A 24,399-nucleotide genomic window follows, 5' to 3' on the forward strand; every position below is an offset into this window, starting at 1 on the left:
GTGCGGCGTTGCTCTTGATGAGGGTGTATCGCGATGAAGAATGTGGGGGGATGTGAAGGCGACGGGCGAGAGATGGCAGGCGGGGGACCGTAACGGCTCCCCCGCCCGTCACTGAGCGCCTAGTAGCACTCGATTCCCGCGCCGCTGCCCCAGCTCAGCCCCATGTGGAGGCCGGAGAGCTTGAAGGTGCCGGCCGTGGTGGCCCACGCCGTCTGCTTCACATCGGTCAGCACGGCCTTGTCGGCCTGCTGAGCGAACCCGAACGGGTTGGCCTTCTCGCCGGCCTTGGGCTTCGGTGTCTTCCCGCTGGTGGTCCCGGCGGGAACGCCGATGTTGATGCCCGAGAACACGGCCTCTGTCGAGTCGAGTTGGGCGACATCGATGTAGATCTGGTCGGCTACTACATCCGTGCCCTTGTCACCCGCGGTCAGCTTCAGGGTGACCGACTTGTTCAGGAACGGGATCGGGGTGACCACGGACTGACACATGTCGGTGATGGTGGCGTGGTCGAACGCCGAGACCGACACCGGGTGCGCCTCGTCCTTGCCCTCAAGACTCTTGCCCGAGTCTATGGCGCCGTACTGGTTCATGTCGTAGCCGACGAGCTTGCCGGCCCGGACCTTGAACTCCTGCCCCGACACACTGAACGACGCGGCAAGCGCGCCCTGCGCGAGGGCAACACCTATCACAGCCGTGGCGGCAACGCTGGGCACCATCACCACAGCGAACCGCTTCCATCTTGTCCCGCCACGCACCTGGGACTCCATATTTCCTCCTTCTCGGACGTACATCTCCTGACCCTGACTGCCCCTGTCGAAAGGACGGCTCAGCCGGGCAGGGATGGGAGAAGTGCTACGTCCTCGGGAAGGAGAGCGCCCGCACTCGGAGGCGCCAATTGCGCACCGATCACCGGCGATCACCCCCGAGCGACAACCACTGGTCGCGCCTGACACGCATCACGCACAACCTTGCTGGACAGGCTCCACCGGGTGGGCGAAGACCCCCCTGTCCAAGGGCCGGCGCACCTGCCGCCGCCCCTGCTCGGTGGGGACCCAAGGAATCCCGCCACCCAACCGGCTGCCGGGGTACGGGAAAGGACCGAGCGTCGCCGATCGTGGTGCATTCTCGCCGCCCGCACAAGGGGCTTCGTTACTCGGTAGTAACGGCCGGATAACCGAACAACGACCCGCTGGTCTCGGTCGACGACGCTGGGTGGCAACCAGGGGGAGGACAAAGCCGTTGATCGATGGACAGAATCCGACAGATCAACGGCTCGGACTTACTGGAAGTAACAGCGGCCGCGTTTACCAAGTTTTGGTAAAGCGCGGCCGCAGTGACACTCTGACGGCAAATCTTTCACTCGGGCACCACATGCCGGGGTGTTTAGCAACTGGTCAGAACCGGACTCGCACCCCGCTCGGACCCACCGGCTCAGAACAGGGCGCGGGAGAGCGCCCTGCGGGCCGCCGCCACCCGTGGGTCGTCGGCGCCGACCACCTCGAAGAGCTCAAGTAGCCGAATCCGTACGGTGTCCCGCTCGTCACCCGCCGTGCGCCGCACCGTGTCGATGAGCCGCCCGAAGGCGTCCTCGACATGACCGCCGACCAGATCCAGGTCGGCGGCGGCGATCTGCGCCTGTGCGTCGCCCGGCTTCTCGGCCGCCTCCTTGCGCGTCTGCTGCGGGTCGAGGCTCTGCACCCGATGGAGCAACTCGGCCTGGGCGAGCCCCAGTTTGGCCTCGCTGTTACCGGGGTCGTCGCTCAGTACGTTCTTGTACGCCTGGACGGCACCGCCGAAGTCCCCTGCGTCCAGGGCGCGTACGGCGGCTTCGAGGAGTGCGTCGTACGGCCCCGCCGGCACGGCCGCGGGCTGCGGGGCGGCGCCGGGGTCGGCGTCCGGGTCGACCGCGAGACCGGTCAGCCCGAAGCGCTGCTCGGCGACCTGCACCAACTGGTCCAGGGTCTGCTGGATCTGCTCCTTGCCCGCCGCGCCCTGGAAGAGCGGCAGGGCCTGGCCGGCGACGACGGCGAACACGGCCGGGATGCCCTGCACCCCGAACTGCTGCATCAGCATCTGGTTGGCGTCGACGTCGATCTTGGCGAGGAGCAGGCGTCCGTTGTACTCGACGACGAGCTGCTCCAGGACGGGGCTCAGCTGCTTGCAGGGCTCGCACCACTCGGCCCAGAAGTCGATGACGACCGGGACCTCGGTGGACCGCTGCAGGACATCGCGCTCGAAGCCCGCCTCGTCTACGTCGATGACGAGATCGGCCGGGGAGACGGCACCAGGGCCGCCGCCCTGCCGGGCGGCTTCGGCGCGCGCCTGCTCCGCCTTCGCCTTGGCCTCCTGGGCCGCCTTCACCGCGGCGAGGTCGACGACTCCGCTCATGGACATGTTCCGTGGCTGCATGCGTCTATCCTCCCCCGTGGACACGCGTCTGTGAAAAGCGATGTGAAAGCCGGTCGTGCAGCGCGGTCCTGACGCCGGGTCCCCACCCCACGCCGTGCGTACCACCACTCGCGTACGTCCGTCGCGAGCTTTCGCTACGAGTCGTAGCGTAATGGCACCGAGTGCCTGCCCGGTACCCCACCCCGGTGATCTCTCTCACTGCGACGGGGAACCGCCGGTTATGGTCGGTGGATGCAGAGCCGCACCCCCGCCCCACGCGCCACAGGACGCCCGCGCAGCGCCGCCGCGGACACCGCGATCCTCGCGGCGACGAGGGCGGCGCTGGTGGAGCTGGGCTGGTCGAAGCTCACGCTGGGAGATGTGGCTACCCGTGCGGGGGTCGCGAAAACCACCCTCTACCGCCGCTGGGCCGGAAAGAACGAACTCGTCGTCGACGCGGTGGCCGAACTCTTCGACGAACTGGAACTCCCCGACAGCGGGACCCTCGCCGCGGACATCGAGGGCGTCGTCCTCCAGTTCGCGGCGATCCTGGCGCGACCGGAGGCGCAGAGCGGTCTCATGGCCGTGATCTCGGAGTCGACACGGGACGACGCGCTGCGCGGGCGCATCCGCGAGTCGATCGTCGAACGGCAGAAGCGGCTGGTCCTGGAGGGCCGCTCTCGCGCCCAAGCCCGCGGCGAACTCCCCCCGGAGACCGACGCGTTCGAGGCCGCCCGAACCGTGGACCTCATCTTCGACATCGTCGCCGGCTCGGTGGTCCACCGCTGCCTGGTGAGCTCGGAGCCGGCCGACGCGGCATGGGTGCGCAGCCTGACGCGCGTGCTGCTGCTGGGACTTCGGGGGGCCGCGGACGCGGACGGGTCCGTGTAGCCGAAACGTAGTGGTCAAAACGTAATGAGGAAAGCTGCATTCCGTCGGTAAGATGCTTCCGCCAACGCTTTACCCCGTGGAAACGTCAGGAATGAGCATGAGATTGCGAAAGGCCCTCGCGGTCGCCGCCGCACTGCCGGCACTGCTGGTGATATCTGCGTGCAGCGGTGATTCCGACGACTCGGCCGCCAAAAAGGCGTCGCCGAGCGCGAAGACCTCGCCGACGAGCGCGGACGAGAAGGCCGCGGCCGAGGCGAAGCGCATCGGGGCGATGGACCCGCAGTCGCTGGAAAAGGCGACGATCTCCGGGAAGAGCGCGGGCTTCGAGTTCAAGAAGATATCCGAGGCCGACTCGGCGGCGGGACAGGACATGGAGGCCGACAAGCCCGAGTGCCAGCCCCTCGCGAGCCTCGCCGGCGGGTACACCCACATCAAGGCCGTGAGCACCGAACACCGCGCCCTGGAACCCTCGCAGGCCACGAACGCCACCATCGGCTCGATGTGGCTGGCCTCCCACTCGGAGAAGAACGCCGAGCGCGTCATGTCCGAACTGCGCACGTCTCTGAAGAAGTGCGCCAGGGGCTTCAAGACTCTGGGCCTGACCTACAGGAACGTGAAACAGCTCAAGGACCCGTCCCTCGGCGACGAGGCGGTCGGCTACCGCATCACGAACGTCGTCGCCAAGCAGTCCGTGCCGATGACGTACACCATCGTCCGCAAGGGCGGGGTGATCGCCGCATTCTACGGGGTGAACATGTTGACGCCGGAAAAGAGCGCGATTCCGGAGTCGGCGATCGAGGCGCAGTTGGAGAAGCTGGACTGACAACATAATTCCGGTTCCCGGAGAAGTTGTCCACAGACGTCAGCACAAGGGAATAGCCGACATCGCCGATTCAATTTCCGCACACGCGTAATCGGCTGTTCCAATTCGTCGGCCTGAAAGGGGCCTCCCCGGTGCTTTGTGCACCGGGGAGGCCCCTTCCCTTTTCACTCAGGTGACGTGCCCCGATTCCACCGGGTACTCCGGCGGCCAGGGCTTGCTCGCGTCGTACAACGACGTCCGGTCGACCATCAGCTCGTACTCCGCCTCCCGCCAGGACGGGTGGCCGCCGACGACGAAGCTGTCGCCGTCCCGCTCCAGCATCCAGGTGTAGTCGGCGTCCTCCACCGGAATGCCATGCCGTTCGCTGAGCACGGCGAACTCCTCGGCGGTCGCCCGCCGGATGTGGAGGCCGTTCCCGTAGAAGGGTTTCAGGAACATCAGTTCCACATGCCCGATACGGACCTCGACCCTGGTCGTGGTTCGGTCCTCGCGCAGGGCCTCACTGGTCAGGAAGAGCTGGCGGTGCGAGGGGTTGAACCCGCTCACTTTGAAGAGTCGCCCCTCTCGGATGAAATCCGTCATGAGCACTCTTTCCCTCTCACTCGTCGGGCACCAGCCCTCCGTTGTTGGGGTAACTGAAGCGCTCCGGCTTGACGACGTCGTACTTCTTCGTGTCAGGGTTCCACATGCGCCACTCGATGGACCTCCAGTTACGGTCGCCCACCCGGACTGCCGTACGGAGTTTGACCATCTCCCACGCGGTTCCGTAACCGCCGGACCGTATGACCTCCCAGTCGCTGCCCGTGATCGTCTCCCCTCGTGCAAGAAGCAGTTTCAGCGCGTCGTCGGCGTTCTCGGCGCCTTGGACACCGTCCAGGGAGACCGTGATCTTCACGTTGGGGTTGCTCACTGCCCGCTCCACGCCCACCGTCCAGATGGGGCGCACCCCCAGGCCCATGCTTGCGGGCAGTTCGATGTCGTACGGCTTGCCGTTGAAGGTCTGGCCACCGACAACGCCGGCCAGATTGTCCGAACCGGGGTTGTTCTTGCCCGCGTTGACACCGAGGACGATGTGATCACCGTCCTTCACGAGATCCTTGAGGATCGCCTGGCACTTCTTGACGATCTCGTCGTCGGACGACGCCGCCATGACGGAGTACGACGCGACCTTGAAGGTCGCGGTGTCCGCCACCTCGCACGCCACGCCGACCCGCTGGAAGATCCGGCGGACGATGCCCTGGACGGCGGCCTCGGTCAGACCGATGGTGCGGAGCGACTGGAAGGCGGCCATGAACCCGACGCCCGTCTTGATGGCGGCGTCCATCGCCATCACCGCGGCCTTCGCCGTCCGGAAGATCACTCCCGCGACGAACCAGCTGGCCGCCCAGGCGCAGTCGCCCCAGCTGCCGCCGGACAGACCCGGGGTGAGCAGCTTGGCGCAGCCGATGAAATCCCCGAGGAGGACGTCGATCGGGTCGATGCCCGAGTTGAACTCGGTCATCGTCAGCGTGTGGCTGAGCCTCTTCGTCTCCGCCTCGGTCACCTCGGGGCCGAGGTAGAGCGTGTCGGCGGCCGAGCAGGTGCCCGTGAAGGACTCCGCCAGGCACATGTACAGCTCGACGTGCGATCTGTACGTGACGTCCGCCGTGATCGTGCAGTCACCGATGTGGATGATCGGGTTGCAGTTGTCCTTGACGACGTTCTTCGGGTCGCCGATGTACTCGATGTGGTCGAGGACTGCCCACACCCCGCCGATGCCGGTGGTGACGCCCTGCTGGATCTGCTCGGTGTTACCGGTCGTCTCCGTCCGGTCCGCCGCGCTCTGGGCCTCCTCGGCCGCCTCACGGGCGCCCGCGGCGGCCTTCTCGGCGGCGGTCGCGTCGATCTCCGCCTTGTCGGCGGCGGTGCGGGCGGCGGCCGCGTCGACCTCCGCCTGGGTGGCCACCTCGCGGGCGTGGGCGGCGTCCTTCTCCGCCTCTGTCGCCGCGTTGTCGGCGGCGACGGCGTCCTGCTCGGCTTCGTTAGCCGCCCAGTTCGCCGCCAACGCGTCCTCACCGGCCGACATCGCGTAGCCGTCGGCGCGCTCAGCCGAGCCCTGCGCGGCCTTGGCGTCGGCCGCGGCCTGGTTGGCCGAGGCCTGCGCCCGCTGGTACGCCCTGGCGGCGCGCAGCGCGTCTGCGGCGGCAGCGGCCGACGCCTCCAGGGCCAGCTTCATGTCGGCCGCGGCCTGTGCCGCGAGGGCTTTCGCCTCGGTCGAGAACTCCTCGGCGAGACCGGCCGTGGCAGCCGCGGCGGCCGCCTGCTGCTGGGCCACCGTCAGGGACGACTGCCCCGTCAGGACCGCGAACGCGGCGGAACTGTCCTCCTCCTGGTAAGGCGTGCCGAGGGCGATCGCCTCCTGCGCCGGCCGGGTCACGGCGGCGGCGGAGTCACGGGCCGCGAGCGAGGACGCCACGGCCGCCTGGGCCTTGCCGGCGGTCACCGCCGCCCAGTTCGCGGTCTGCTGCGCCTCGCTACGGGCGGCCGCAGCCTCGGTCTTGGCGGTCTTGGCCGCCGCGTTCGCCTTGTCGGACTCCGCCTTGGCGCCCTTCGCGTCGGCCGCGGCCGCCTCGGAGGCGTCGATGGCCTCGGCCGCCTTCGCGTGGGCGGTGGCGGCGGAACCGGCGGCGACCAGATACGACGCCCAGGTGGCGTCGGCCGCGGCCCGGGCCCGGGACGCGGCACCCTGCGCCTTGGTGGCGGCCTCGCGCGCGTTGACGGCGGCAGCGGTGGCCGCGTTCGCCGACGTGCGAGCGTTGGTGGCCGCCGTGGTGGCGGTGTTCGCGGCCGAGCGGGCGTCGGTCGCGGCGGCACGGGACGCCGTGGCCGCCTCCGTCCCCTCGTCGGCGGCGGCGTTGGCCTCCAGGGCCTCGGCCTTCGCGATCAGCGAGTCGCGCCGCTGCTCCGCCTCCAGGGCGCCGTCGCGGGCGGCGACGGCGTCCCTCTCGGCCTGTTCGGCCACCTTCCGCTTGTCGGAGGCGACCGTGCCGGACGCCTCGGCGGAGGCGCGGGCGTCGCTCGCGATCCGGCCCTGGGCGACGGCGTCGGCCTCGTGGCCTGAGGCGATGTCCCGCTCGTGCTCGGCGGTGGCCCGGTAGGCCGCCGCGTTGGCGCGCTCCAGCTCGGCGACGGCGCGGGTCCGCTGCGCGTCGGCGGCGGCCTGGCGGGCTTCCTCCTCCTCGCGGGCCGCGTCCTCCTTGGCCTTCTTCGCGATGGCCGCGTTGTTGGCGGCGGAGGTGGCGTAGGCGTCGGCCTTGTCGGCGGCGGCCTTCGCCTGGGCGGCGGCCTCCTGGGCGGCGATGCGGCGGAACTCGGTGTTCACCGCGTGCGCCTCGGTCTGCGCCAGCGCCAGCAGCGCCTGCGAGGTGGAGACCGTGGCGTTGGCCGCGTTCAGGGCCGTCTCCGTCGCCTTGGCGGCGGCGGTCGCGGCGGCCCCGGAGGCTCGGGCCACCTGCACCGACTGCTGGGCGTACATCAGACCCCGGCCGCGTGGCACCTCTGCCGCGTCGGCGATCCCGTATGCCTGCTGCTGCGCCGTCACCGCACGGGCGGAGGCATCCGAAGCGGCCTTGGCGAACTGCCGGGCCGAGGTGACCAGTGCCTGCACCTTGCCGCGGGCGCGAGCGAGGTCCGTGTTGGCCCGGTCGAACAGCGCCTTCTTGGGCTTGAGGATGCTGTTCGGGTCGTTCTCCAGCGTGTCGTGCCAGTACTTCTGCCAGAGCAGGATCTGCTCGGCGAGCCACGCCTGACCGATGGCCTCGATCATGTCGTCCGTGGCCTCGCGGGTGGCCACCGCGGCGTCCGCCTCCGCCTGCAGGATCGCGGCGCGCGGGGCGGCCTGGGCGGCGTACTCCGCGTTCCACTCGGCGGTCGCCGTGGACAGGACCGCGCCCAGGGCGTTGTTCGGGTCCACTGGGTCCTGATGGTCGCAGGACGACCAGGCCTGCTTGAGGTTCTCCACCTCGAAGCGGAACTCGGCCGAGTCCGCGGCGGGAGCCTTGTTCAGGAAGCCGCCGTGCCGGAGGTAGGAGGCGACGTCCGTGGCCGTGGTGCCGCCGGCGAACCGGGTCTGGTTGACCGAGGTCTCCCGCAGCATCTCGTCCGCGGCCCAGTCGTTCCAGATGTCCTTGCCGCGGTTGTCCTCGGTGATCTGCCGGGCTCGCGTTACGGACTCGGCGCTCGCGTTGCTGTGACCGTCCCAACCGAGCCGGCCGGCCAGCTCCGCCTGCGTGAACAGGGTGAACTGCAGGGTCTTGGCGTCGAACTCGGGCGCGTGCAGGGAGATCTCGTCGCTGAAGGAGCTGAGCGCGTACGGGCGGTTGGCGTCCTCCAGACCGGAGGTGCGGGCCGCCGAGGCGTCCCGGTAGGCAAAGGCCGCGGTACGGTCCTGGCTGCTGGCCCGGCCGAGAGCTTCGAGCCCGATGAGACCGCTGTCGCCGACGATGGCGTGCAGTTCGGCGGCGGTGCCGGTCAGGCCTTCGATGGCCTTGGCCTTCATGTTGGCGCCGCCGACGTGCAGAGCGACACCTGCGATGCACTGGTCCCTGCGGGGCGTGCTGCGCTTCTCGCTGATGAGCCGGGTCAGCTCGACCAGCCTGCCCCGGCCCTCGTAGGCGTCCAGGAAGATCTGCCGGATTCCGGTGGAGACCTTCTCGATGGCCTCGGCGAGTGCGGGGACGCGGCCGACGATCACCGCGGAGGACGGGACGTCGACGAGGGACCACAGGCAGTCCTCGGTGCCGTCCAGGGCCAGGCACTGCTTGACCTTGGCGGTCCCGAACTCGTCGAGAAGGATCTGCCCGCCGTTGGCGGCCGTCCACTCCACGATGTCGACCGAGACCGCGACGAGCGCGTCCTGGTAGGCGTCGAGGCAGGTCTGGCCGCAGGCGTCCAGCAGTATCTGCTTCTCCTGCGCCCCCAGCACGGCCCAGTTGGCGGAACCGCCCTCGATGGGCGTGTTGCCGTCCTTCAGGGCGTCCTGTCGCTCGGCCTCGTTCTGCTCGCGCTGTTCCTGTTCGGCCTGCGCGGCGGCGTCCTCGGCCGCGTTGCTGTCGGCGTCGGCGTCGGCCGCCTTCGTCTCGGCGTCCTTCGCGTTCTGCTCGGCCTCGGTCGCCTCGTTCGCGGCGTCGCTCGCGGCACCGGCCGCGCGTGAGGCGAGTTCCGCGGCCTGCGCGGCACTGCGCTCGGCCTCGGTGGCCTCCCGGTCGGCCTGCGCGGCCTCGGTCTCCGCCTCACCCGCGGTGTTGCGGGCGCTGACGGCGTCGGCGCCGGACTGCTCGGCATAGCCGGCGGCGGACTCGGACGCCTGCTGCGCGGCCTTCTGCGCGTTCTGTGCCTCGGTCGCGGACGCCTGGGCACGGGCCACGGCCTGCGTGGCGCGGACCGAGTCCGCCGCCGCTTGCGCGGCCGCCTCGGCGGCCAACTTGGCGTCCCCGAGTGCCTGTTCGGCCGCCTGCTGCGCGGCCTCGGCTGCGTCCGCGGCCTCGGCCGCCTTCGCCTCCGCTGCCGCGGCCTGCTGCTCGGCCAGGGTCTTCGACTTCTGTCCGACGAGTACCGCGAACGCTGCGGACGCGTCCTTCTCCTGGTACGGGGTGCCGATGGCCACGGCCTCGTTGGCGGCGGCGATGGCCTGGCCGGCACTGTCCCGGGCTGCCAGCGCGGCCTGTCCGGCGGCGTAGGCGCGACCGGTCGCGGTGGCGGCCGTGGTCACGGCGGACGCCGCCTCGATACCCGCGCCGGATGACTCCTCCGCGGCTTTCTTCGCCAGCTCGGTGGCGTTCTCCGAGGCGGTGGCGGCATTGTCGGCGCGCAGGGCGGCGTCCTGAGCGGCGTCGAGGGCCTTGGCGGCGGCGGAGTGCGCGTTCGCGGCGGCACCGGACGCCTTCAGATATGACGACCACGCCTCGTCGGCGCTCGCTTGCGCCCGCCCGGCGGCCGCTTCCGCCTTGGTGGCGGCGGAGCGGGCAGTGACCGCTGCGGCCCCGGCCTCGTCGGCGGCTGTCTGCGCGGCCGTGGCGGCGGTGGCGGCATCGGCGGCGGCAGTACGGGCCTTGTCGGCGGCCTCTCGGGTCTCGGCTGCGGCTGCCGTGCCTGCGGCTGCCGTGGCAGCTGCCTGGAGCGCGGCCGCGCGGGCGGCGGTGGCCTGCTTCTTCTGCAAGGCGGCCACGGCCGCGGTACGCGCGGTGGCGGCGGCCTTGGCCTTGGCATCGGCGGTGGTGCGCTTTGCCTTGGCCGTGGCGGCCGTCGTCGTGGCGGCCGACTTGGCCTCCTCGGCGGCGGTCTGCTTCGTGGCAGCCTCGTCCTCGGCCTGCTGGGCCTTGGCACGCTCGGCGGCGGCGCTGACACGGGAGGCGACGGCGGTGGCCTTCTCCAGTTCGGCCGTGGCGCGCTGCGTCTGCGCCGTGGCCGCTGACTCGCGGGCCTCGTCGCTCTCCTTCTCGGCGGTGGCCTGCGCGGTCTTTGCCTCGGCGGCGCTGTCCGCGGCCGCCTTCGCCTCGGAATCCGCCGTGTCGGCGGCGGCCTTGGCCTGCGCGGCCGCTTCCTCGGCGGCGATCCGACGGAACTCCGTGTTCACCGCGTGCGACTGGGTCTGCGCCTTGGCCAGCAGGGTGTCGCCGTCGGCGACGGTCGCGTTGGCGGCCTCGAGGGCAGTGCGGGTCGCCTTGGCTGCGGCCTCGGCGGCAGCGCTGGAGGCGCGGGCGACCTGGACCGACTGCTGGGCGTACATCAGACCGCGCCCACGCGGCACGTCGTTGGCGTCGGCGATGCCCCACGCCTCCTGCTGCGCGGTGGCCGCCTTCTGGGCCGCGGTGGCGGCGGCAGCGGCGTGCTGCTCGGCCGAGGCGACCAGCGCGGGAATCTTGTTCCGGGCAGCGGCGAGGTCGGCGTCCGCCTTGTCGTAGAACGCCTGGTCCGGCTGGCTGAGGGCACCGGGGTCGGCGGCGATCCTGTCCTGCCAGTACTTGCGCCAGGTCAGGATCTGCTCGGCGAGCCAGGCCTGCCCGATGGCCTCGATCATGTCGTCCGTGGCTTCACGGGTGGCAAGGGCGGCGTCCGCCTCCGCCTGGATGATCGTGGCACGTGGGGCTGCCTGGGAAGCGTACTCGAGCTCCCACTCGGCCATCCCCGTCATCACCGGGCCGTTGAGCACGCGGCGGACGTCGACCGGATTCTGGTAGTCACACGCGGCCCAGGCCTGCTTGAGGTCCTCGACGATGATCCGGTACTGGGCCGAACCCTCGGCGGGTGCCTCCTTCAGGAAGCCGTTGTGCTTGAGGTAGAGCGCGATGTCACTGGCCGTCGTACCGCCAGAGAACGTCGTCTGGTTGACAGAGGAATCCTTGAGGAGATCATCAGCGGCCCACTCTTCCGCCCACTCGTACTCCTCCTCGTTCTCCGCTGTGATCTCGCGGGCCCGGGCAATGGCCTCAGCACTGGCGTTGCTGTGCCCCTCCCAGCCAAGCCGGCCCGCCAGCTCCTCCTGAGTGAAGAGGGTGAACTGCCGTACGTCAGCGTCGAACTGGGGTGGATCCCACATCATGTCGTCGCTGGCGTAAGCCGAATTGACGTAGGGCGTGTTGGCGGCATCCAGCTCCGCGGTACGGGCGTTGGAAGCGTCCCGATAAGCGCTGGAGGCTTCCTTGTCGGCATCCGCTGCCTGCCCAATGGGCTCCAGCCCGATCAGACCACTGTCGCCGACCAGGGCATGCAGCTCGGCGGCGGTGCCCGTCAGGCCCTCGATGGCCTTGGACTTCATGTTCGCGCCGCCATAGTGCAGCGCCACGCCTATCAGGCACCGGTCAAGCCGTTGTCGTTCACCGCTGCTGTTCCGGAAGAGCCCGTCATCCACTTCGGGCTCTGTGTCCGCCGTGGCGGGTACGGCCTGAACCACACCCATCAACACGGCGGCCGCGGTGAGGAGAGCTGTCCCGCTGACGCCCCTCGTCACCGCATCGCGCAGGCGTCGTCGGCGTCTGCCGACGTCTTTGAACGATGGCATGTCCGTCTGCCCAACAATCTCTTCGACGTTCGGCAGCATCAACCATGGGCATGACAGACATCGGTTGTCGCCGCAGCGACGCCCCCCGTACGGCATGCGCCGGAGCTTGCCCCTCCCATGGGCCGGCACCGCCGCTTACCCGACGACGCTCTCACGGAGTGATCTTCACGGAAAGGTCAAATAATCTTCATCAACTTCCCAGACGGCGCCATGGAGGGACAAAAAGTGTCAACGCTTGATCACATCGTTACCTGACGCCTAGAACCCAGGCGGCTCTGTATACGTCCCCCACTCGTCCCGCAGCACCCCGCAGATCTCACCGAGTGTCGCCTCCGCCCGCACCGCGTCCAGCATCGGCTCGATCATGTTGGACCCGTCGCGGGCGGCAACGAGCATGCCGTCCAGGGCAGTTCGTACGGCGGCCTCGTCACGGGCGGCCCTACGACCGCTCAGCACCCGCACCTGCTCCCGCTCCACCTCGTGGCTCACCCGCAGGATCTCCAGATCGCCGGTGACCGAGCCATGGTGGACGTTCACCCCCACGACCCTCTTCTCGCCCTTCTCCAGGGCCTGTTGGTACCGGAAGGCCGACTCGGCGATCTCGCCCGTGAACCAGCCGTCCTCGATGCCGCGCAGGATGCCGGAGGTGACGGGCCCGATGGGGTGCTGCCGGTCGGGGTGCGCCCTGAGCCCGCGCTCCTTGATCTGCTCGAAGATCTCCTCCGCGTCCGCCTCGATCCGGTCCGTCAGCTGCTCGACGAACCACGAACCGCCCAGCGGGTCGGCCACGCTCGCGACCCCGGTCTCCTCCATGAGCACCTGCTGGGTGCGCAGCGCGATCTCCGCGGCCTGCTCTGAGGGGAGCGCGAGCGTCTCGTCCAGCGCGTTGGTGTGCAGGGAGTTGGTCCCGCCCAGGACCGCGGCCAGCGCCTCGACCGCCGTACGCACCACGTTGTTGTACGGCTGCTGCGCGGTCAGCGAGACACCCGCGGTCTGGGTGTGGAACCGCAGCCACTGCGCCTTCTCAGAGCGCGCCCCGTACACGTCCCGCATCCACCGCGCCCAAATGCGCCGCGCCGCCCGGAACTTGGCGATCTCCTCGAAGAAGTCGACGTGCGCGTCGAAGAAGAAGGAGAGGCCGGGCGCGAACACGTCGACGTCCAGCCCGCGCGACAGTCCCAGCTCCACGTACCCGAAGCCGTCCGCGAGCGTGTACGCCAGCTCCTGCGCCGCCGTGGAACCGGCCTCACGGATGTGGTACCCGGAGACGGACAGCGGCTTGTAGGCGGGGATGCCGGCCGCGCAGTACTCCATCAGGTCGCCGATCAGGCGCAGGTGCGGCTCGGGTTGGAAGAGCCACTCCTTCTGCGCGATGTACTCCTTGAAGATGTCCGTCTGGAGCGTGCCGTTGAGGACGGCGGGATCCACGCCCTGCCGCTCGGCCGCGACCAGGTACATGCAGAAGACGGGGACGGCCGGTCCGCTGATCGTCATCGACGTCGTGACGTCACCCAGCGGAATGTCCCGGAACAGGACCTCCATGTCCGCCGCCGAGTCGATGGCGACCCCGCAGTGCCCGACCTCGCCGAGGGACCGGGGGTCGTCGGAGTCCCGCCCCATCAGCGTCGGCATGTCGAAGGCGACCGACAGGCCGCCGCCTCCGTCGGCGAGGATCTTCTTGTACCGCTCGTTGGTCTGCTCGGCGTTCCCGAACCCGGCGAACTGGCGGATGGTCCACGTCCGCCCGCGGTAGCCCGTCGGATACAGCCCGCGCGTGAAGGGGTACTCCCCCGGCCACCCGATCCGCTCGAAGCCTTCGTACGCGTCCCCGGGCCGTGGCCCGTACACCGGCTCCACGGGATCACCCGAGAGCGTGCTGAAGTCGGCCTCACGCTTGCGCGAGGCGTCGTACCGGGCCTGCCAGCGTCGGCGGCCCTCTTCGATGGCGTCAGCGTCCATACCTTCGAAGTTACTAGGACGTCCAAGTAAATGCGAAGGACGACCGCCGTACGCGTGCCGTACGGCGGTGGAGGTTACGCCTTGACGGGCTCCGGAGTCCCTTCGGTGAACTTGCCCTCCAGCTCGCGGCTGATCTTCCGCTCCACGAAGAAGGCGGCCGTCGGGATCGTCCCGGCGAGCAGCACCCACACCTGCTTGAGGATGGGCCACCTCGCCTTGGAGCCCAGGTCGAAGGCGAAGACGAGGTAGACCACGTACAGCCAGCCGTGCGCGATGGCGACGACGCGGGTGACGTCCGCGGCGCCGTCGATGTCCAGGCCGTACTTGGCGATCATGCTCAGGCACAGCAGGACCAGCAGCACACCGGTGACGTAGGCCAGGACGCGGTAGCGGGTCAGCACGCTCTTTTTCATGCCTACGAGCGTAACCACGCGTTCCGGGCGATCTTCCCGCGGGTCAGTCCTCGTCGAAGTCGTGCGCGGAGACCCTCAGCGGCCGCAGCATCGCGAAGATCTCCGCGCACTCCTCGGCGTCGTACACGCCGAGCCCGAAGTCCATCGCCATGAGGTCCCGCGTGGCTGCCTCGACGACCTCGCGGCCCTTGTCGGTGATGGAGGCGAGGGTGCCGCGGCCGTCGTTGGGGTTCGGGCGTTTGTCGACCAGACCGGACCTGACCAGGCGGTCCACGGTGTTGGTGACCGACGTGGGATGCACCATCAGTCGCTCACCGATCTTCGACATCGGCAGCTCGCCGGCCTTGGAGAAGTTGAGCAGCACCAGCGCCTCGTACCGCGCGAACGTCAGCCCGTACGGCTTGACCACGGCGTCTACCTCGGCGAGCAGGATCTGGTGCGCACGCATGATGGAGGTGATCGCGGCCATGGACGGCACGTTTCCCCAGCGCTGCTTCCAGAGTTCGTCGGCGCGGGCGATGGGGTCGAAGGGAAGACTGAGCGGCTTCGGCACGGCAACGACCTTACCGGCCGGTCACATCGTGGTCAGCACCGTCTCGCCTATCAGACGGAAGCCACACCGCACCCGCACCCGCACCCGCACCCGCACCCGCACCCGCACCCGCCCGACAACCGCTACACCCTCGGTGCCCCAGTCACCGACATCACCAGGGAGTACAGAGAAGTGGTGGCCGCGATGAACATCCGGTTCCCCTTCGGCCCGCCGAAAGTCACGTTGGCCACCGGCTCCGGGACGCGGATGCGGCCGATCAGCGTGCCGTCGGGGTCGTAGCAGTGGATGCCGTCGGCCAGGGCGGCAGCCCACAGTCGGCCCTCGTCGTCGAAGCGGATGTTGTCGAAGTGGACGCCCCCGCGGGCCTCGGCGAAGACCTTGCCGTCCGAGAGCGTGCCGTCGGCATGGATGTCGTACTCGTGGATCCGGGCCGCCCGCGAGTCGGAGACGTACAGCCGCTGCTCGTCGGCGGACAGGATCACGCCGTTGGGCCCGTCCAGCCCGTCCGCGGCAAGACACACCTCACCCGTGGCCGGATCGATCCGGTACACATGGCACGCGCCGATCTCGGACTCGGCCCGGTGCCCCTCGTAGTCGCTGAGGATGCCGAAGTCGGGGTCGGAGAACCAGATCGTGCCGTCGGAGCGTACGGCGGAGTCGTTCGGGCTGTTCAGGCGCTTGCCCTGGTAGCGCTCGGCCAGCACGGTCACCGTGCCGTCGGGCTCGGTGCGGGTGACGCGGCGGTTTCCCTGTTCGCAGCTGACGAGGCGGCCCTGGCCGTCGACGGTGTTGCCGTTGGTGTTGCCTGCCGGGGTGCGGAAGACGCCGACCGTGCCGGTGGTCTCGTCCCAGCGCAGGAGGCGGTCGTTCGGGATGTCGCTCCAGATCAGCTGCCGCCAGGCGGGCAGATGGACAGGGCCCTCTGCCCAGCGGCAGTCGCCGTAGAGCACCTCCAGCCTGCTGTCACCGTTGGTACAGGGCCGGAAGCGGTCGTCCAGGATCTCGTAGAGGCTGTCGGAGCCGGGCATGGTGTCCTCTCGGGTCGGGGGTGGGACGGGTCAGCGGCGGCCGGTCCTGCGGAGGTGGTGGCGCACCGCGCGCTGGGCGACCGGGCCCAGGTCCTCCAGCGCGGCGACGAGCGCGCCGAGTTGCTCCAGGGCGTCCAGGGCCGCGGTGGCGCCGGGCGCGTCGACCCCTTCGTACAGCTCGATGCCCACGAAGGAGGCGGCCACCGCCCGGGCCAGGCCCGCGGGGTCGGCGAACTCTCCGAAGGGCGTGGCCGCGAGGACCCTGGTGAGGACCTTCTCGATCTCGGCGATCCACAGCTCCAGGCCCGCCGCGGTGGCCGGGCCGAGGGTGGCGTGGGTCTGGGCGCCGGCCAGCAGCTGGCCGAGAAGGGTCACATGGCCTCCGGCGCGCTCCTCCTCGTGGACCTGCCGTCCCACCGCGAGGAGTTCGGACAGCGAGGTCACGGCGGCCATCCGGTCCCGGTAGCGGGCCACCGCGCGCTCCGCGCCGTAGCGGCAGGCCGCCGCGAGGAGTTCGTCGACCGAGCCGAAGTGGTAGAAGACCAGGGCCTGGTTGACCCCGGCGGCCGCCGCGACCGTGCGGGCGGACGTCTTGGCGATGCCCTGTTCGGTGAGGGTGCGCAGGGCGCCTTCCAGGAGTTTGGTCTTGGTCTCCAGGGACTTGGCGGACTCGGGGCTCATGCGCGTACCTCCTCGCGCACGGGGCGGAGGCCGGGGCGGACTCCGCGGGCCGCGATGTCGCTGTACGTCGCCTCGAAGGAGCCCTCGTAGCCGAAGAGCGGGCCGAAGTACCGGTTGACGACCCGGACCCCGATGCGGAAACGGCCTGCCTTGTCGTCGTACGACTCCCGCACCTCCGCCGTCGCGCCGATCAGCTCCGGCACCCGGACGTCCACCACACCCTCCCGGAACCGGTGCTCCCCGGAACGGATCAGCAGCGAGCCGTCCGGCTCGGCGTGGAAGTGGAGCTCGCTGGCCAGGTGCTGATGGGTGCCGAGGTAGTCGAGGATGCGGTCTCCCTTGGGACTCAGCACCATCTGGGCGTCGAAGCGGCGGGGGCGGCCGGGCAGGTGGAAGGTGCGCACGAAGGTCACCGTCTCACGACCGTAGGTGTCCACGTAGGGAACGTTCTCGATCACGAACGGCACGCTCCGCCCCGGTCTCGGCACCAGGATGTTGCGGGTCGCGCCGAGGGCCAGGAAGGGCTTCACGAAGGCCCCGCCGTGCCAGATGCGGTCCATCACACCCCGGCCGGTGCATGCCTCTCCGGTGGTCAGGCCGACCGAGAAGCGGCGCTGGAGCCGGGGGTGCAGTCGGTCGAAGTCGGCGCCCATCACCGTGCGGAACATCGAGGTCATCGCGGGGTCTCCAGGGTGCGCAGGACACGCGGCGCACGCACACGTGTGGCGGGCCGGCGCAGGCAGCGGCGGGCGGCCGGGGTGCCGGGCAGGGGTGACGTGAACAGGGCCAGCGAGATGACGACGGCGAGGAGGAGCGGCGAGACGTAGGCCATCGACGCCGCCAGGGGGCCGAAGAGGTGCAGGAAGCGCTCCAGGCCGAGTCCGGTGGCGCCGACGATCACGACGAGGGCGCGGACGAGGACCTCGGCGAGCCAGTTCCGCAGCGCGCGCTCCGGGGTGATCCCGCGCTCCAGCCACAGGCGCAGCCGGTCGAAGGACCAGGCCGTCGCCCAGCCGATCAGGGGGCGGAAGAGCAGGCGGTCGGCCACGGCACCGACGCGGCCCCAGCGCGGACGGTAGTCGTATCCGGTGAGGAAGATGACCCCGTCGCCGTCGGGGAGGTAGCGCCAGTAGCCGCTGCCCTCCGCCAGGAGCGAGAGCGGGTGCGGCGAGGAGAAGCGCAGGGCGGAGGTGCGGGTGCCGTCGGGGCGTTCCCGCTCGCCTGCGGAGACTCCCGTGCCGGCGACGGTGAGGCCGGGCAGCACCCGCGTGGCGTAACGGAAGCGCTGTGGTTCGCCCGCCGCGCGCGGGAGGTAGGTGATCCGGGTGAAGCGGAGGTCCCAGCGTTGGTGCTGGGACGGCTCCTGTGTACGGGTCCAGAGATCGTCGAGATCGGCGCGGATGCGTGCCTCGATGTAGAGCCCCATTGATTCCCCCAGGTGAGCTCGTTATTTGAGCGACCGCTCAAACACCCTGGGCAGGAACGTACACGCTTTTGAGCGATCGCTCAAACAGGAGACGTGAGAAAACCCCGGCCCGCGCGGGCCGGGGTTCGCGTGTCGAGAGTCGCGGTGAGGCTCTGTCAGTCGGCGAGGTGCCGCTCCACCGTCTCCACCTTGGAGGTCAGACCGTCCGTCACTCCGGGGCGGATGTCCGCCTTGAGCACCAGCGAGACGCGCGGCGCCCGGACCTCCACGGCGGCCACGGCACGCTTGACGACCTCCATGACCTCGTCCCACTCGCCCTCGATCGAGGTGAACATGGCGTCGGTGCGGTTGGGCAGGCCCGACTCACGGACGACCCGCACGGCGTCGGCGACGTACTCACCCACGTCCTCGCCGACCCCCAGCGGGGTCACGGAGAAAGCGACGATCATGCGCCCACGACCCCTTCCTTGGCCATGCGGGCACGAGAGGCGATGACCGCGTTCTCGGCCTCACGCTTGAGCTTGCGCTCGGCGAAGAAGCCGCCGGTGGGCAGCACGGAGAGCACGAAGTACCAGATGCCCGTCTTCGCGGACCACTTGGTGCGGTTCCAGGCGTCGAGCCAGAAGATCACGTACAGGATGAACAGGACGCCGTGGACCATGCCCATCACCGGCACGGCGTTGAAGTCGGTGGTCCGCTTCAGCACCGAGCAGACGAGCAGGAGCAGGAACGAGATCGCCTCGGGAGCGGAGACCAGGCGGAGGCGTCGGATGGCGGAGGCTGTCTTGAGGTCCACGGGTCACCTTCGGTGGGAGGTACGTCGACGGTTTGTGAACGCACGCACAAGCGTGCGTCCATTGTGACAAACGGTTCCGGGGAGCCGGGGCATGGGGTCCGACTGCGGGTCCGTTGTGCTGATCGCGCAGTTCCCCGCGCCCCTGGGCCGGACAGGTGCACGCACGTGCAGACGCGTACGGCGGCGAGGGGACGGGGTGGGGGGTGTCCGCCCGCAGCGGCCGGCGTCCGTTACCGAGCCCTGCTCAAGGGACCGAGCCGCCGGACCGAGGACGGATACCCCCCACCCCGGCCCTGACCCACCCACCAGACCGCACGCGCTACACCCGCCCCCACCGAAGCCGAAACGGGCCGCCGCAGGCATCCAGGGGCGCGGGGAACTGCGCACAACGCCCGCCCCCACCGAACCCGCACCCGAAACCGAACCCGAACCCGAAAACGCTCAACCGCCGGAGGCCGCCGCACCCTAAGGGACCACTCAGGGTGCGGCTCCACCCGCAGGACCTGTCGGCAGGGCCCTGCGCCCGCTACCTTCACTCCGTGGCGATGTTCCGACTTCAAGGCAGCAAGGTGCTCGCCGTCGACATGACCGGGGACGCCGTGAAGGCGAAGAACGGCTCGATGGTCGCGTACGACGGGCAGATGGCGTTCAAGAAGATGAGCGGCGGTGGTGAGGGGATCCGGGGAATGGTGACCCGGCGGATCACCGGCGAGCAGATGACCGTGATGGAGGTGTCGGGGCACGGGACGTGCTGGTTCGCGGACCGGGCCTCGGAGATCAACCTCGTCAGCCTCCAGGGGGACAAGCTGTACGTGGAGTCGAGCAATCTGCTCGCGACCGACGCCGGACTCAGGACCGGCACCAGCTTCACCGGCCTGCGCGGCGCCTCCCAGGGCAACGGCCTGTTCACGACCACGGTCGAGGGACACGGCCAGGCCGCGATCATGTCGGACGGCCCGGCGGTCGTCCTGCGGGTCAGCCGCCAGTACCCGCTGACGGTCGACCCCGGCGCCTACATCGCCCACCAGGGCAACCTCAGCCAGTCCTTCCAGTCCGGTGTGACGTTCCGCACGTTCATGGGCGAGGGCGGCGGCGAGGCCTTCCAGATCCGCTTCGAGGGCGACGGCCTGGTGTACGTCCAGCCCAGCGAGCGGAACACGATCGCGGGGGATGTGTGACATGCCCTTCCGTGAGATCAACTCCAAGATGGTCGAGGCGACCGTCATGCCGGGCCAGCGGCTGTTCAGCCAGCGCGGCGCGATGCTGGCCTACAAGGGCGAGGTGTCCTTCACCCCGAACATCCAGGGCGGCCAGGGCGGCGTCATGTCGATGATCGGCCGCCGCGTGGCCAACGAGGACACGCCCCTGATGACGGTCGAGGGCAGCGGCACCGTCCTGTTCGGGCACGGCGGTCACCACGTCCAGATCATCAACCTCACCGGCGACACCCTGTACGTCGAGGCGGACCGCCTGCTCGCCTTCGAGGGCACCCTCCAGCAGGGCACCATGTTCATGGGCTCGCAGGGCGGCGTCATGGGCATGGTGCGCGGCCAGATCAGCGGCCAGGGCCTCTTCACGACCACGCTCAAGGGACACGGCTCGGTGGCCGTCATGGCCCACGGCGGGGTCTTCGAGGTCCCCGTCACCCCGCAGCGCCCGGTCCACGTCGACCCGCAGGCCTACGTCGCCCACCACGGCGACGTCCGCAACAAGCTGTCGACGGCGCTCGGCTGGCGCGACATGGTGGGCCGCGGCTCCGGCGAGGCCTTCCAACTGGAGCTCAGCGGGAACGGCGTGGTGTTCGTCCAGGCCTCGGAGGAGAAGCTGTGAGCCACTACCCGGGCGCGGGCCCCACCGTGTACGACCCCATGACGCTGCCGTCGGACGACAACGTCAACAACTACACCTTCTGCGTGGAGCTCAAGGGGAGCCAGTGGTTCCTGCAGAAGGGGAAGATGATCGCCTACTACGGCCAGATGGATTTCAACGGCATCGGACACGGCCGCCTCGACGGTCTCATCCGTACGTCTTTCCATTCGCCTCTGCACGCAAGCGACTGGGTCGTGGCGCAGGGCTCGGGCAAGATGCTCCTCGCCGACCGGGCCTTCGACGTGAACTCCTACGACCTCGAGAACGGCAACCTGACCATTCGCTCGGGCAACCTGCTCGCTTTTCAGCCAAGTCTCGCGTTGAAGCAGTCGATCGTGCCGGGCTTCCTGACTCTCATCGGAACCGGAAAGTTCGTGGCCGCCTCCAACGGCCCGGTGGTGTTCATGGAGCCCCCGATCCGGGTGGACCCGCAAGCGCTTGTGGGCTGGGCGGACTGCCCCTCGCCGTGCCACCACTACGACCACGGCTACATGACCGGTCTGATGGGCGGTCTACGTGCGATGACGGGCCTCGGCGGGGCCTCCGGTGAGGAGCACCAGTTCGAGTTCGTGGGGGCCGGCACCGTACTGCTCCAGTCGACGGAGGTTCTGATGGCCGAGCAGGCCGTCGGAGCGACTCCGCAGCAGGCCGGAGTGCCCGGCGGTCATGGGGCACCCACAGGGCATCCACAGCAGGCGGGGGCACCGCGCCTTCCCGGACAGCTGGGGGACCTCCAGCGTCGCTTCGGGCTGTGAGCGGTAGTCTGCGGAGTGTGACATCGAACGCGTGCGCACAGTCACACCACCCTCATTAGTTCGCCTTTCAACCTTTTAGGTAGACTTCATTCATGGAGACCGAGACGGCCACGCGCTGGCTGACCGATGCGGAGCAGTGCGCCTGGCGCACCCACCTGGAGGTCAACAGGCTGTTGACGTATCAGCTCGAGAGGGACCTTCAGCCGTTCGGCCTGACGATGAACGACTACGAGATCCTGGTCAATCTCTCCGAGTCGGAGGGCGTACGGATGCGGATGAGCGACCTCGCCTCCGCCACCCTCCAGTCCAAGAGCCGGCTCTCGCACCAGATCACCCGCATGGAGAACGCGGACCTGGTCCGGCGCGAGAACTGCGAGTCCGACCGCCGCGGCCTGTACGCGGTCCTGACCGAGCACGGCATGGAGACGATGCAGAAGGTCGCGCCCCATCACGTGGCGTCTGTGCGGAGGCACTTCATCGACCTCGTGCCGGCTGAGTCCCTGACAGAACTGGACAAGGCCCTCAAGCCGATCGCGGAGCATCTGCGGGGGCAGCGAGGGCGTCCCTGACACCACGGCGACACCGGGGCCCGATCAGGCAATCGGCAGGCGGAGTTCGAACAGAGCTCCGCCTGTCGGCGCGTCCCGCACCGTCAGCGTCCCACCGTGCCGGACGGCGACGTCTCGGGCGATGGCGAGACCGAGCCCGGCGCCGCCGTCGTCCCGTGCCCGCGCCTCGTCCAGCCGCACGAACCGCTCGAAGATCCGCTCGCGGTCCCCGGTCGGCACCCCGTCCCCGTCGTCGCCGACCTCGACCACGGCATTCCGGTCACCGTCCCGTCGTACCGTCACCACGACCTCCGACCGCGCGTGCCGTCCCGCGTTGTCCAGCAGGTTGTCGAGCACACGCTCCAACTGCCCCCGGGACCCCGTCACTTCGACGGCATCCGCCCGCACCGTCACCCCGGCCCGCCCCGCGGCCCGCTCCCGGGCCAGCGCCGCCAGCTCGACCCGCGCGCCGGCGCCCCGCTCCCCCGCGTCCAGGCGGGCCAGCAACAGCAGGTCGGCCGCGAGGTGCTGCAGCCGTACGGTGTCCTCGACCGCCCCGTCCAGGTCCAGCAACTCGGGGTGCGCGGCGGCCACTTCGAGCTGGGTGCGCAGCGAGGCGATCGGGCTGCGCAGCTCGTGCGAGGCGTCGGCGACGAACCGGCGCTGGCGCTCGACGGAGGTCTCCAGCGCGGCCAGCGTCTCGTTGGTGGTGCGGGCGAGGCGGGCGACCTCGTCGTGGGTGTCCGGCACCGGGACGCGGCGGGCGAGGTCCTCGGAGGCGGTGATCGCCTCCATCTCGGCCCGGATGCCCTCGACCGGGCGCAGCGCACGCCGGGTGACCAGCCAGGTCACCGCGGCGACGACGCCGAGCAGCAGCGGGAACCCGACCAGCATGACGGTCTGGGCGGTGCCCACCGCGCTCTGTTCGGGGTTCAGGGAGGCGCCGGCGTACACGGTGAGCGTGCCCTTGCCGGGGACCTCGACCTCCACGGCGGCGAACCGGTAGTCGGCGGACTCACCGTCGATCGTGGCGGAGCCCTTCGTCAGCCCGACGTCGTCGGCGATCTCGCCGGGTTCGAGGACGGACTCCTCGTCCCCGGCCGTGTCGTCGTCGGGGTCGTCCGGGTCGCCGGAGGCACCCGTCGCCCCGGTGCCGCTCGTGCCGCCCGCGGGCGGCTGCGGCTTCACCTCGGCGGTGCCGGTGCCGCTGATCCGCTCCAGGTGCTCGGTGGCCGCGACCAGGGTGTCGTGCTCGTCGACGACCTGGACCGGCTCGTCGTCATCGTCCAGTTCCAGGCCTGTGTACGGCGTCCCGCCCGAGAGGTCGGCGGCGACGTTCCGCGCGGCCCGCTCGGCCTGCGTGCCCGCCTGGTCGATGAGGTTGGAGCGCAGGGACAGCAGCACGGCGGACCCGGCCGCGACCAGCGCCACGGCGACGACGAGGGTGGCGGCCAGCGTGGCCCGGGCCCGGACCGAGCCGAAGAGCCGCCTCATCTCCCGGCCTCCAGCCGGTACCCGGCACCGCGGACCGTGTGGATGAGGCCCGCGTCCAGCTTCCGGCGCAGGGTGCTGACGTACACCTCGACGATGTTGGGGTCGCCGTCGTACGCGAAGTCCCAGACGTGCTCCAGGATCTGCGCCTTGGAGACCACCTCGCCGGCCCGCACCGCGAGTTGTTCCAGGACCGAGAACTCCTTGGCGGTGAGGGTGACCTCGTCGCCGTCGAGGAAGATCCGGCGGGCGGCGGTGTCGATCCTCAGCCCACCGAGTTCGAGCACCGGCGACGCCCCGGCGCCCTGCCCGCGGCGACGCAGGAGCGCCTTGATCCGGGCGACCAGGACGACGTAGGAGAAGGGCTTGGTCAGATAGTCGTCGGCGCCGGTGTCCAGGCCCTCGGCCTCGTCGTACTCGCCGTCCTTGGCGGTGAGCATCAGGATCGGCACCTCGTGGCCCGCGGCCCGCAGCGCCGCGCAGACCCGGTAGCCGTTGAGGCCGGGCAGCATGATGTCGAGGATCACCAGGTCGTACGACCCCTCGGTGGCCCGGTGCAGCCCCTCCCGGCCGTCGTGGACGACGTCGACGGCGTAGCCCTCGGCGGTGAGGCCCTTGGCGAGGGACAGGGCTAGGCGGCGTTCGTCCTCGACGATCAGCAGGCGCATCCGTACAGGGTGGCAAACCGAACCTGAAGACACCTTCAGGAGGGTTCAGGTCCCCTTCAGCTCCCCTCCGGC

At 69.9% G+C, this 24,399-nt stretch carries 21 protein-coding genes; 6 read left to right on the forward strand and 15 right to left on the reverse strand.

All coding sequences use genetic code 11. From position 1 onward, the window contains the following. Nucleotides 1-119: 119 nt before the first annotated feature. Together M2157_RS16095 and M2157_RS16100 are read right to left on the reverse strand one after the other, a co-directional pair. A complete protein-coding gene (locus M2157_RS16095) occupies nt 120-767 on the reverse strand; it encodes a DUF6230 family protein (protein ID WP_280862515.1) in 648 nt (215 codons plus the stop codon). A gap of 664 nt (nt 768-1,431) precedes the next feature. After that, nucleotides 1,432-2,409, reverse strand: a complete 978-nt coding sequence (locus tag M2157_RS16100) for a tetratricopeptide repeat protein (protein WP_280862516.1) — start codon at nt 2,407-2,409, stop codon at nt 1,432-1,434. A gap of 231 nt (nt 2,410-2,640) precedes the next feature. Here M2157_RS16100 and M2157_RS16105 point away from each other — a divergent pair, with 231 nt between their 5' ends. After that, complete coding sequence (locus M2157_RS16105) at nt 2,641-3,279, forward strand: TetR/AcrR family transcriptional regulator (RefSeq protein ID WP_280865563.1); 639 nt, start codon at nt 2,641-2,643, stop codon at nt 3,277-3,279. 97 nt (nt 3,280-3,376) lie between these two features. Next, the gene (locus M2157_RS16110; RefSeq protein ID WP_280865564.1) at nt 3,377-4,102 is read left to right on the forward strand and encodes a hypothetical protein; all 726 of its coding nucleotides are present in this window, start codon (nt 3,377-3,379) and stop codon (nt 4,100-4,102) included. A gap of 168 nt (nt 4,103-4,270) precedes the next feature. Here the strand turns inward: M2157_RS16110 and M2157_RS16115 are convergent, their stop codons facing one another. The 11 genes from M2157_RS16115 to M2157_RS16165 form a co-directional block, all read right to left on the reverse strand. Then, a complete protein-coding gene (locus M2157_RS16115; RefSeq protein ID WP_280865565.1) occupies nt 4,271-4,684 on the reverse strand; it encodes a hypothetical protein in 414 nt (137 codons plus the stop codon). A gap of 16 nt (nt 4,685-4,700) precedes the next feature. Continuing rightward, nucleotides 4,701-11,924, reverse strand: a complete 7,224-nt coding sequence (locus M2157_RS16120) for a polymorphic toxin type 27 domain-containing protein (protein ID WP_280865566.1) — start codon at nt 11,922-11,924, stop codon at nt 4,701-4,703. 474 nt (nt 11,925-12,398) lie between these two features. After that, nucleotides 12,399-14,099 (reverse strand): methylmalonyl-CoA mutase family protein, encoded by a 1,701-nt coding sequence (locus M2157_RS16125; protein ID WP_280865567.1) that lies wholly within the window; start codon nt 14,097-14,099, stop codon nt 12,399-12,401. Between the two features lie 74 nt (nt 14,100-14,173). After that, a complete protein-coding gene (locus tag M2157_RS16130) occupies nt 14,174-14,512 on the reverse strand; it encodes a DUF3817 domain-containing protein (protein WP_280862519.1) in 339 nt (112 codons plus the stop codon). A 43-nt stretch (nt 14,513-14,555) separates the two neighbouring features. Next, the gene (locus M2157_RS16135; protein WP_280865568.1) at nt 14,556-15,065 is read right to left on the reverse strand and encodes a MarR family transcriptional regulator; all 510 of its coding nucleotides are present in this window, start codon (nt 15,063-15,065) and stop codon (nt 14,556-14,558) included. Between the two features lie 122 nt (nt 15,066-15,187). Continuing rightward, nucleotides 15,188-16,093 carry an SMP-30/gluconolactonase/LRE family protein gene (locus tag M2157_RS16140; protein ID WP_280865569.1) on the reverse strand — a complete coding sequence of 302 codons (906 nt, stop codon included), beginning with the start codon at nt 16,091-16,093 and terminating at the stop codon, nt 15,188-15,190. A gap of 30 nt (nt 16,094-16,123) precedes the next feature. Next, nucleotides 16,124-16,774: a TetR/AcrR family transcriptional regulator gene (locus tag M2157_RS16145; RefSeq protein WP_280862521.1), complete on the reverse strand. Its 651-nt coding sequence runs from the start codon at nt 16,772-16,774 to the stop codon at nt 16,124-16,126. Continuing rightward, nucleotides 16,771-17,451, reverse strand: a complete 681-nt coding sequence (locus M2157_RS16150) for a DUF4166 domain-containing protein (RefSeq protein ID WP_280865570.1) — start codon at nt 17,449-17,451, stop codon at nt 16,771-16,773. Before M2157_RS16150 ends, M2157_RS16145 begins: the two co-directional genes overlap by 4 nt. Beyond that, nucleotides 17,448-18,200, reverse strand: coding sequence for a hypothetical protein (locus M2157_RS16155; protein WP_280865571.1), 753 nt, complete (start codon nt 18,198-18,200; stop codon nt 17,448-17,450). The genes M2157_RS16150 and M2157_RS16155 overlap by 4 nt, the downstream gene beginning before the upstream one ends. 155 nt (nt 18,201-18,355) lie before the next feature. Next, nucleotides 18,356-18,649: an MTH1187 family thiamine-binding protein gene (locus M2157_RS16160; RefSeq protein ID WP_280865572.1), complete on the reverse strand. Its 294-nt coding sequence runs from the start codon at nt 18,647-18,649 to the stop codon at nt 18,356-18,358. Further along, the gene (locus M2157_RS16165) at nt 18,646-18,996 is read right to left on the reverse strand and encodes a DUF3817 domain-containing protein (protein ID WP_266527049.1); all 351 of its coding nucleotides are present in this window, start codon (nt 18,994-18,996) and stop codon (nt 18,646-18,648) included. The genes M2157_RS16160 and M2157_RS16165 overlap by 4 nt, the downstream gene beginning before the upstream one ends. Before the next feature lie 545 nt (nt 18,997-19,541). Here M2157_RS16165 and M2157_RS16170 point away from each other — a divergent pair. The 4 genes from M2157_RS16170 to M2157_RS16185 all read left to right on the forward strand — a co-directional run bounded on the left by M2157_RS16170 (nt 19,542) and on the right by M2157_RS16185 (nt 22,189). After that, nucleotides 19,542-20,174, forward strand: coding sequence for an AIM24 family protein (locus tag M2157_RS16170; protein ID WP_031051516.1), 633 nt, complete (start codon nt 19,542-19,544; stop codon nt 20,172-20,174). A gap of 1 nt (nt 20,175) precedes the next feature. Then, a complete protein-coding gene (locus tag M2157_RS16175; RefSeq protein ID WP_280865573.1) occupies nt 20,176-20,826 on the forward strand; it encodes an AIM24 family protein in 651 nt (216 codons plus the stop codon). Next, nucleotides 20,823-21,620, forward strand: a complete 798-nt coding sequence (locus M2157_RS16180) for an AIM24 family protein (RefSeq protein WP_280865574.1) — start codon at nt 20,823-20,825, stop codon at nt 21,618-21,620. The genes M2157_RS16175 and M2157_RS16180 overlap by 4 nt, the downstream gene beginning before the upstream one ends. A gap of 92 nt (nt 21,621-21,712) precedes the next feature. Further along, a complete protein-coding gene (locus tag M2157_RS16185; RefSeq protein WP_280862526.1) occupies nt 21,713-22,189 on the forward strand; it encodes a MarR family transcriptional regulator in 477 nt (158 codons plus the stop codon). Nucleotides 22,190-22,213: 24 nt separating this feature from the next. On the opposite strand, the gene M2157_RS16190 is transcribed toward M2157_RS16185, so the two are convergent. Then, nucleotides 22,214-23,662 (reverse strand): HAMP domain-containing sensor histidine kinase, encoded by a 1,449-nt coding sequence (locus tag M2157_RS16190; RefSeq protein ID WP_280862527.1) that lies wholly within the window; start codon nt 23,660-23,662, stop codon nt 22,214-22,216. Then, nucleotides 23,659-24,327: a response regulator transcription factor gene (locus tag M2157_RS16195; RefSeq protein WP_280862528.1), complete on the reverse strand. Its 669-nt coding sequence runs from the start codon at nt 24,325-24,327 to the stop codon at nt 23,659-23,661. Before M2157_RS16195 ends, M2157_RS16190 begins: the two co-directional genes overlap by 4 nt. Nucleotides 24,328-24,399 lie beyond the last annotated feature (72 nt).

It is taken from the genome of Streptomyces sp. SAI-127, assembly GCF_029894425.1.
Taxonomy (GTDB): Bacteria; Actinomycetota; Actinomycetes; order Streptomycetales; family Streptomycetaceae; genus Streptomyces.

Coding starts and splice junctions, on each gene's coding strand:
- M2157_RS16170 (WP_031051516.1), top strand. CDS start 19,542: ATGTTCCGACTTCAAGGCAGCAAGGTGCTCGCCGTCGACATGACCGGG.
- M2157_RS16110 (WP_280865564.1), top strand. CDS start 3,377: ATGAGATTGCGAAAGGCCCTCGCGGTCGCCGCCGCACTGCCGGCACTG.
- M2157_RS16125 (WP_280865567.1), bottom strand. CDS start 14,099: ATGGACGCTGACGCCATCGAAGAGGGCCGCCGACGCTGGCAGGCCCGG.
- M2157_RS16140 (WP_280865569.1), bottom strand. CDS start 16,093: ATGCCCGGCTCCGACAGCCTCTACGAGATCCTGGACGACCGCTTCCGG.
- M2157_RS16175 (WP_280865573.1), top strand. CDS start 20,176: ATGCCCTTCCGTGAGATCAACTCCAAGATGGTCGAGGCGACCGTCATG.
- M2157_RS16100 (WP_280862516.1), bottom strand. CDS start 2,409: ATGCAGCCACGGAACATGTCCATGAGCGGAGTCGTCGACCTCGCCGCG.
- M2157_RS16160 (WP_280865572.1), bottom strand. CDS start 18,649: ATGATCGTCGCTTTCTCCGTGACCCCGCTGGGGGTCGGCGAGGACGTG.
- M2157_RS16190 (WP_280862527.1), bottom strand. CDS start 23,662: ATGAGGCGGCTCTTCGGCTCGGTCCGGGCCCGGGCCACGCTGGCCGCC.
- M2157_RS16150 (WP_280865570.1), bottom strand. CDS start 17,451: ATGACCTCGATGTTCCGCACGGTGATGGGCGCCGACTTCGACCGACTG.
- M2157_RS16185 (WP_280862526.1), top strand. CDS start 21,713: ATGGAGACCGAGACGGCCACGCGCTGGCTGACCGATGCGGAGCAGTGC.
- M2157_RS16155 (WP_280865571.1), bottom strand. CDS start 18,200: ATGGGGCTCTACATCGAGGCACGCATCCGCGCCGATCTCGACGATCTC.
- M2157_RS16115 (WP_280865565.1), bottom strand. CDS start 4,684: ATGACGGATTTCATCCGAGAGGGGCGACTCTTCAAAGTGAGCGGGTTC.
- M2157_RS16195 (WP_280862528.1), bottom strand. CDS start 24,327: ATGCGCCTGCTGATCGTCGAGGACGAACGCCGCCTAGCCCTGTCCCTC.
- M2157_RS16145 (WP_280862521.1), bottom strand. CDS start 16,774: ATGAGCCCCGAGTCCGCCAAGTCCCTGGAGACCAAGACCAAACTCCTG.
- M2157_RS16105 (WP_280865563.1), top strand. CDS start 2,641: ATGCAGAGCCGCACCCCCGCCCCACGCGCCACAGGACGCCCGCGCAGC.
- M2157_RS16095 (WP_280862515.1), bottom strand. CDS start 767: ATGGAGTCCCAGGTGCGTGGCGGGACAAGATGGAAGCGGTTCGCTGTG.
- M2157_RS16130 (WP_280862519.1), bottom strand. CDS start 14,512: ATGAAAAAGAGCGTGCTGACCCGCTACCGCGTCCTGGCCTACGTCACC.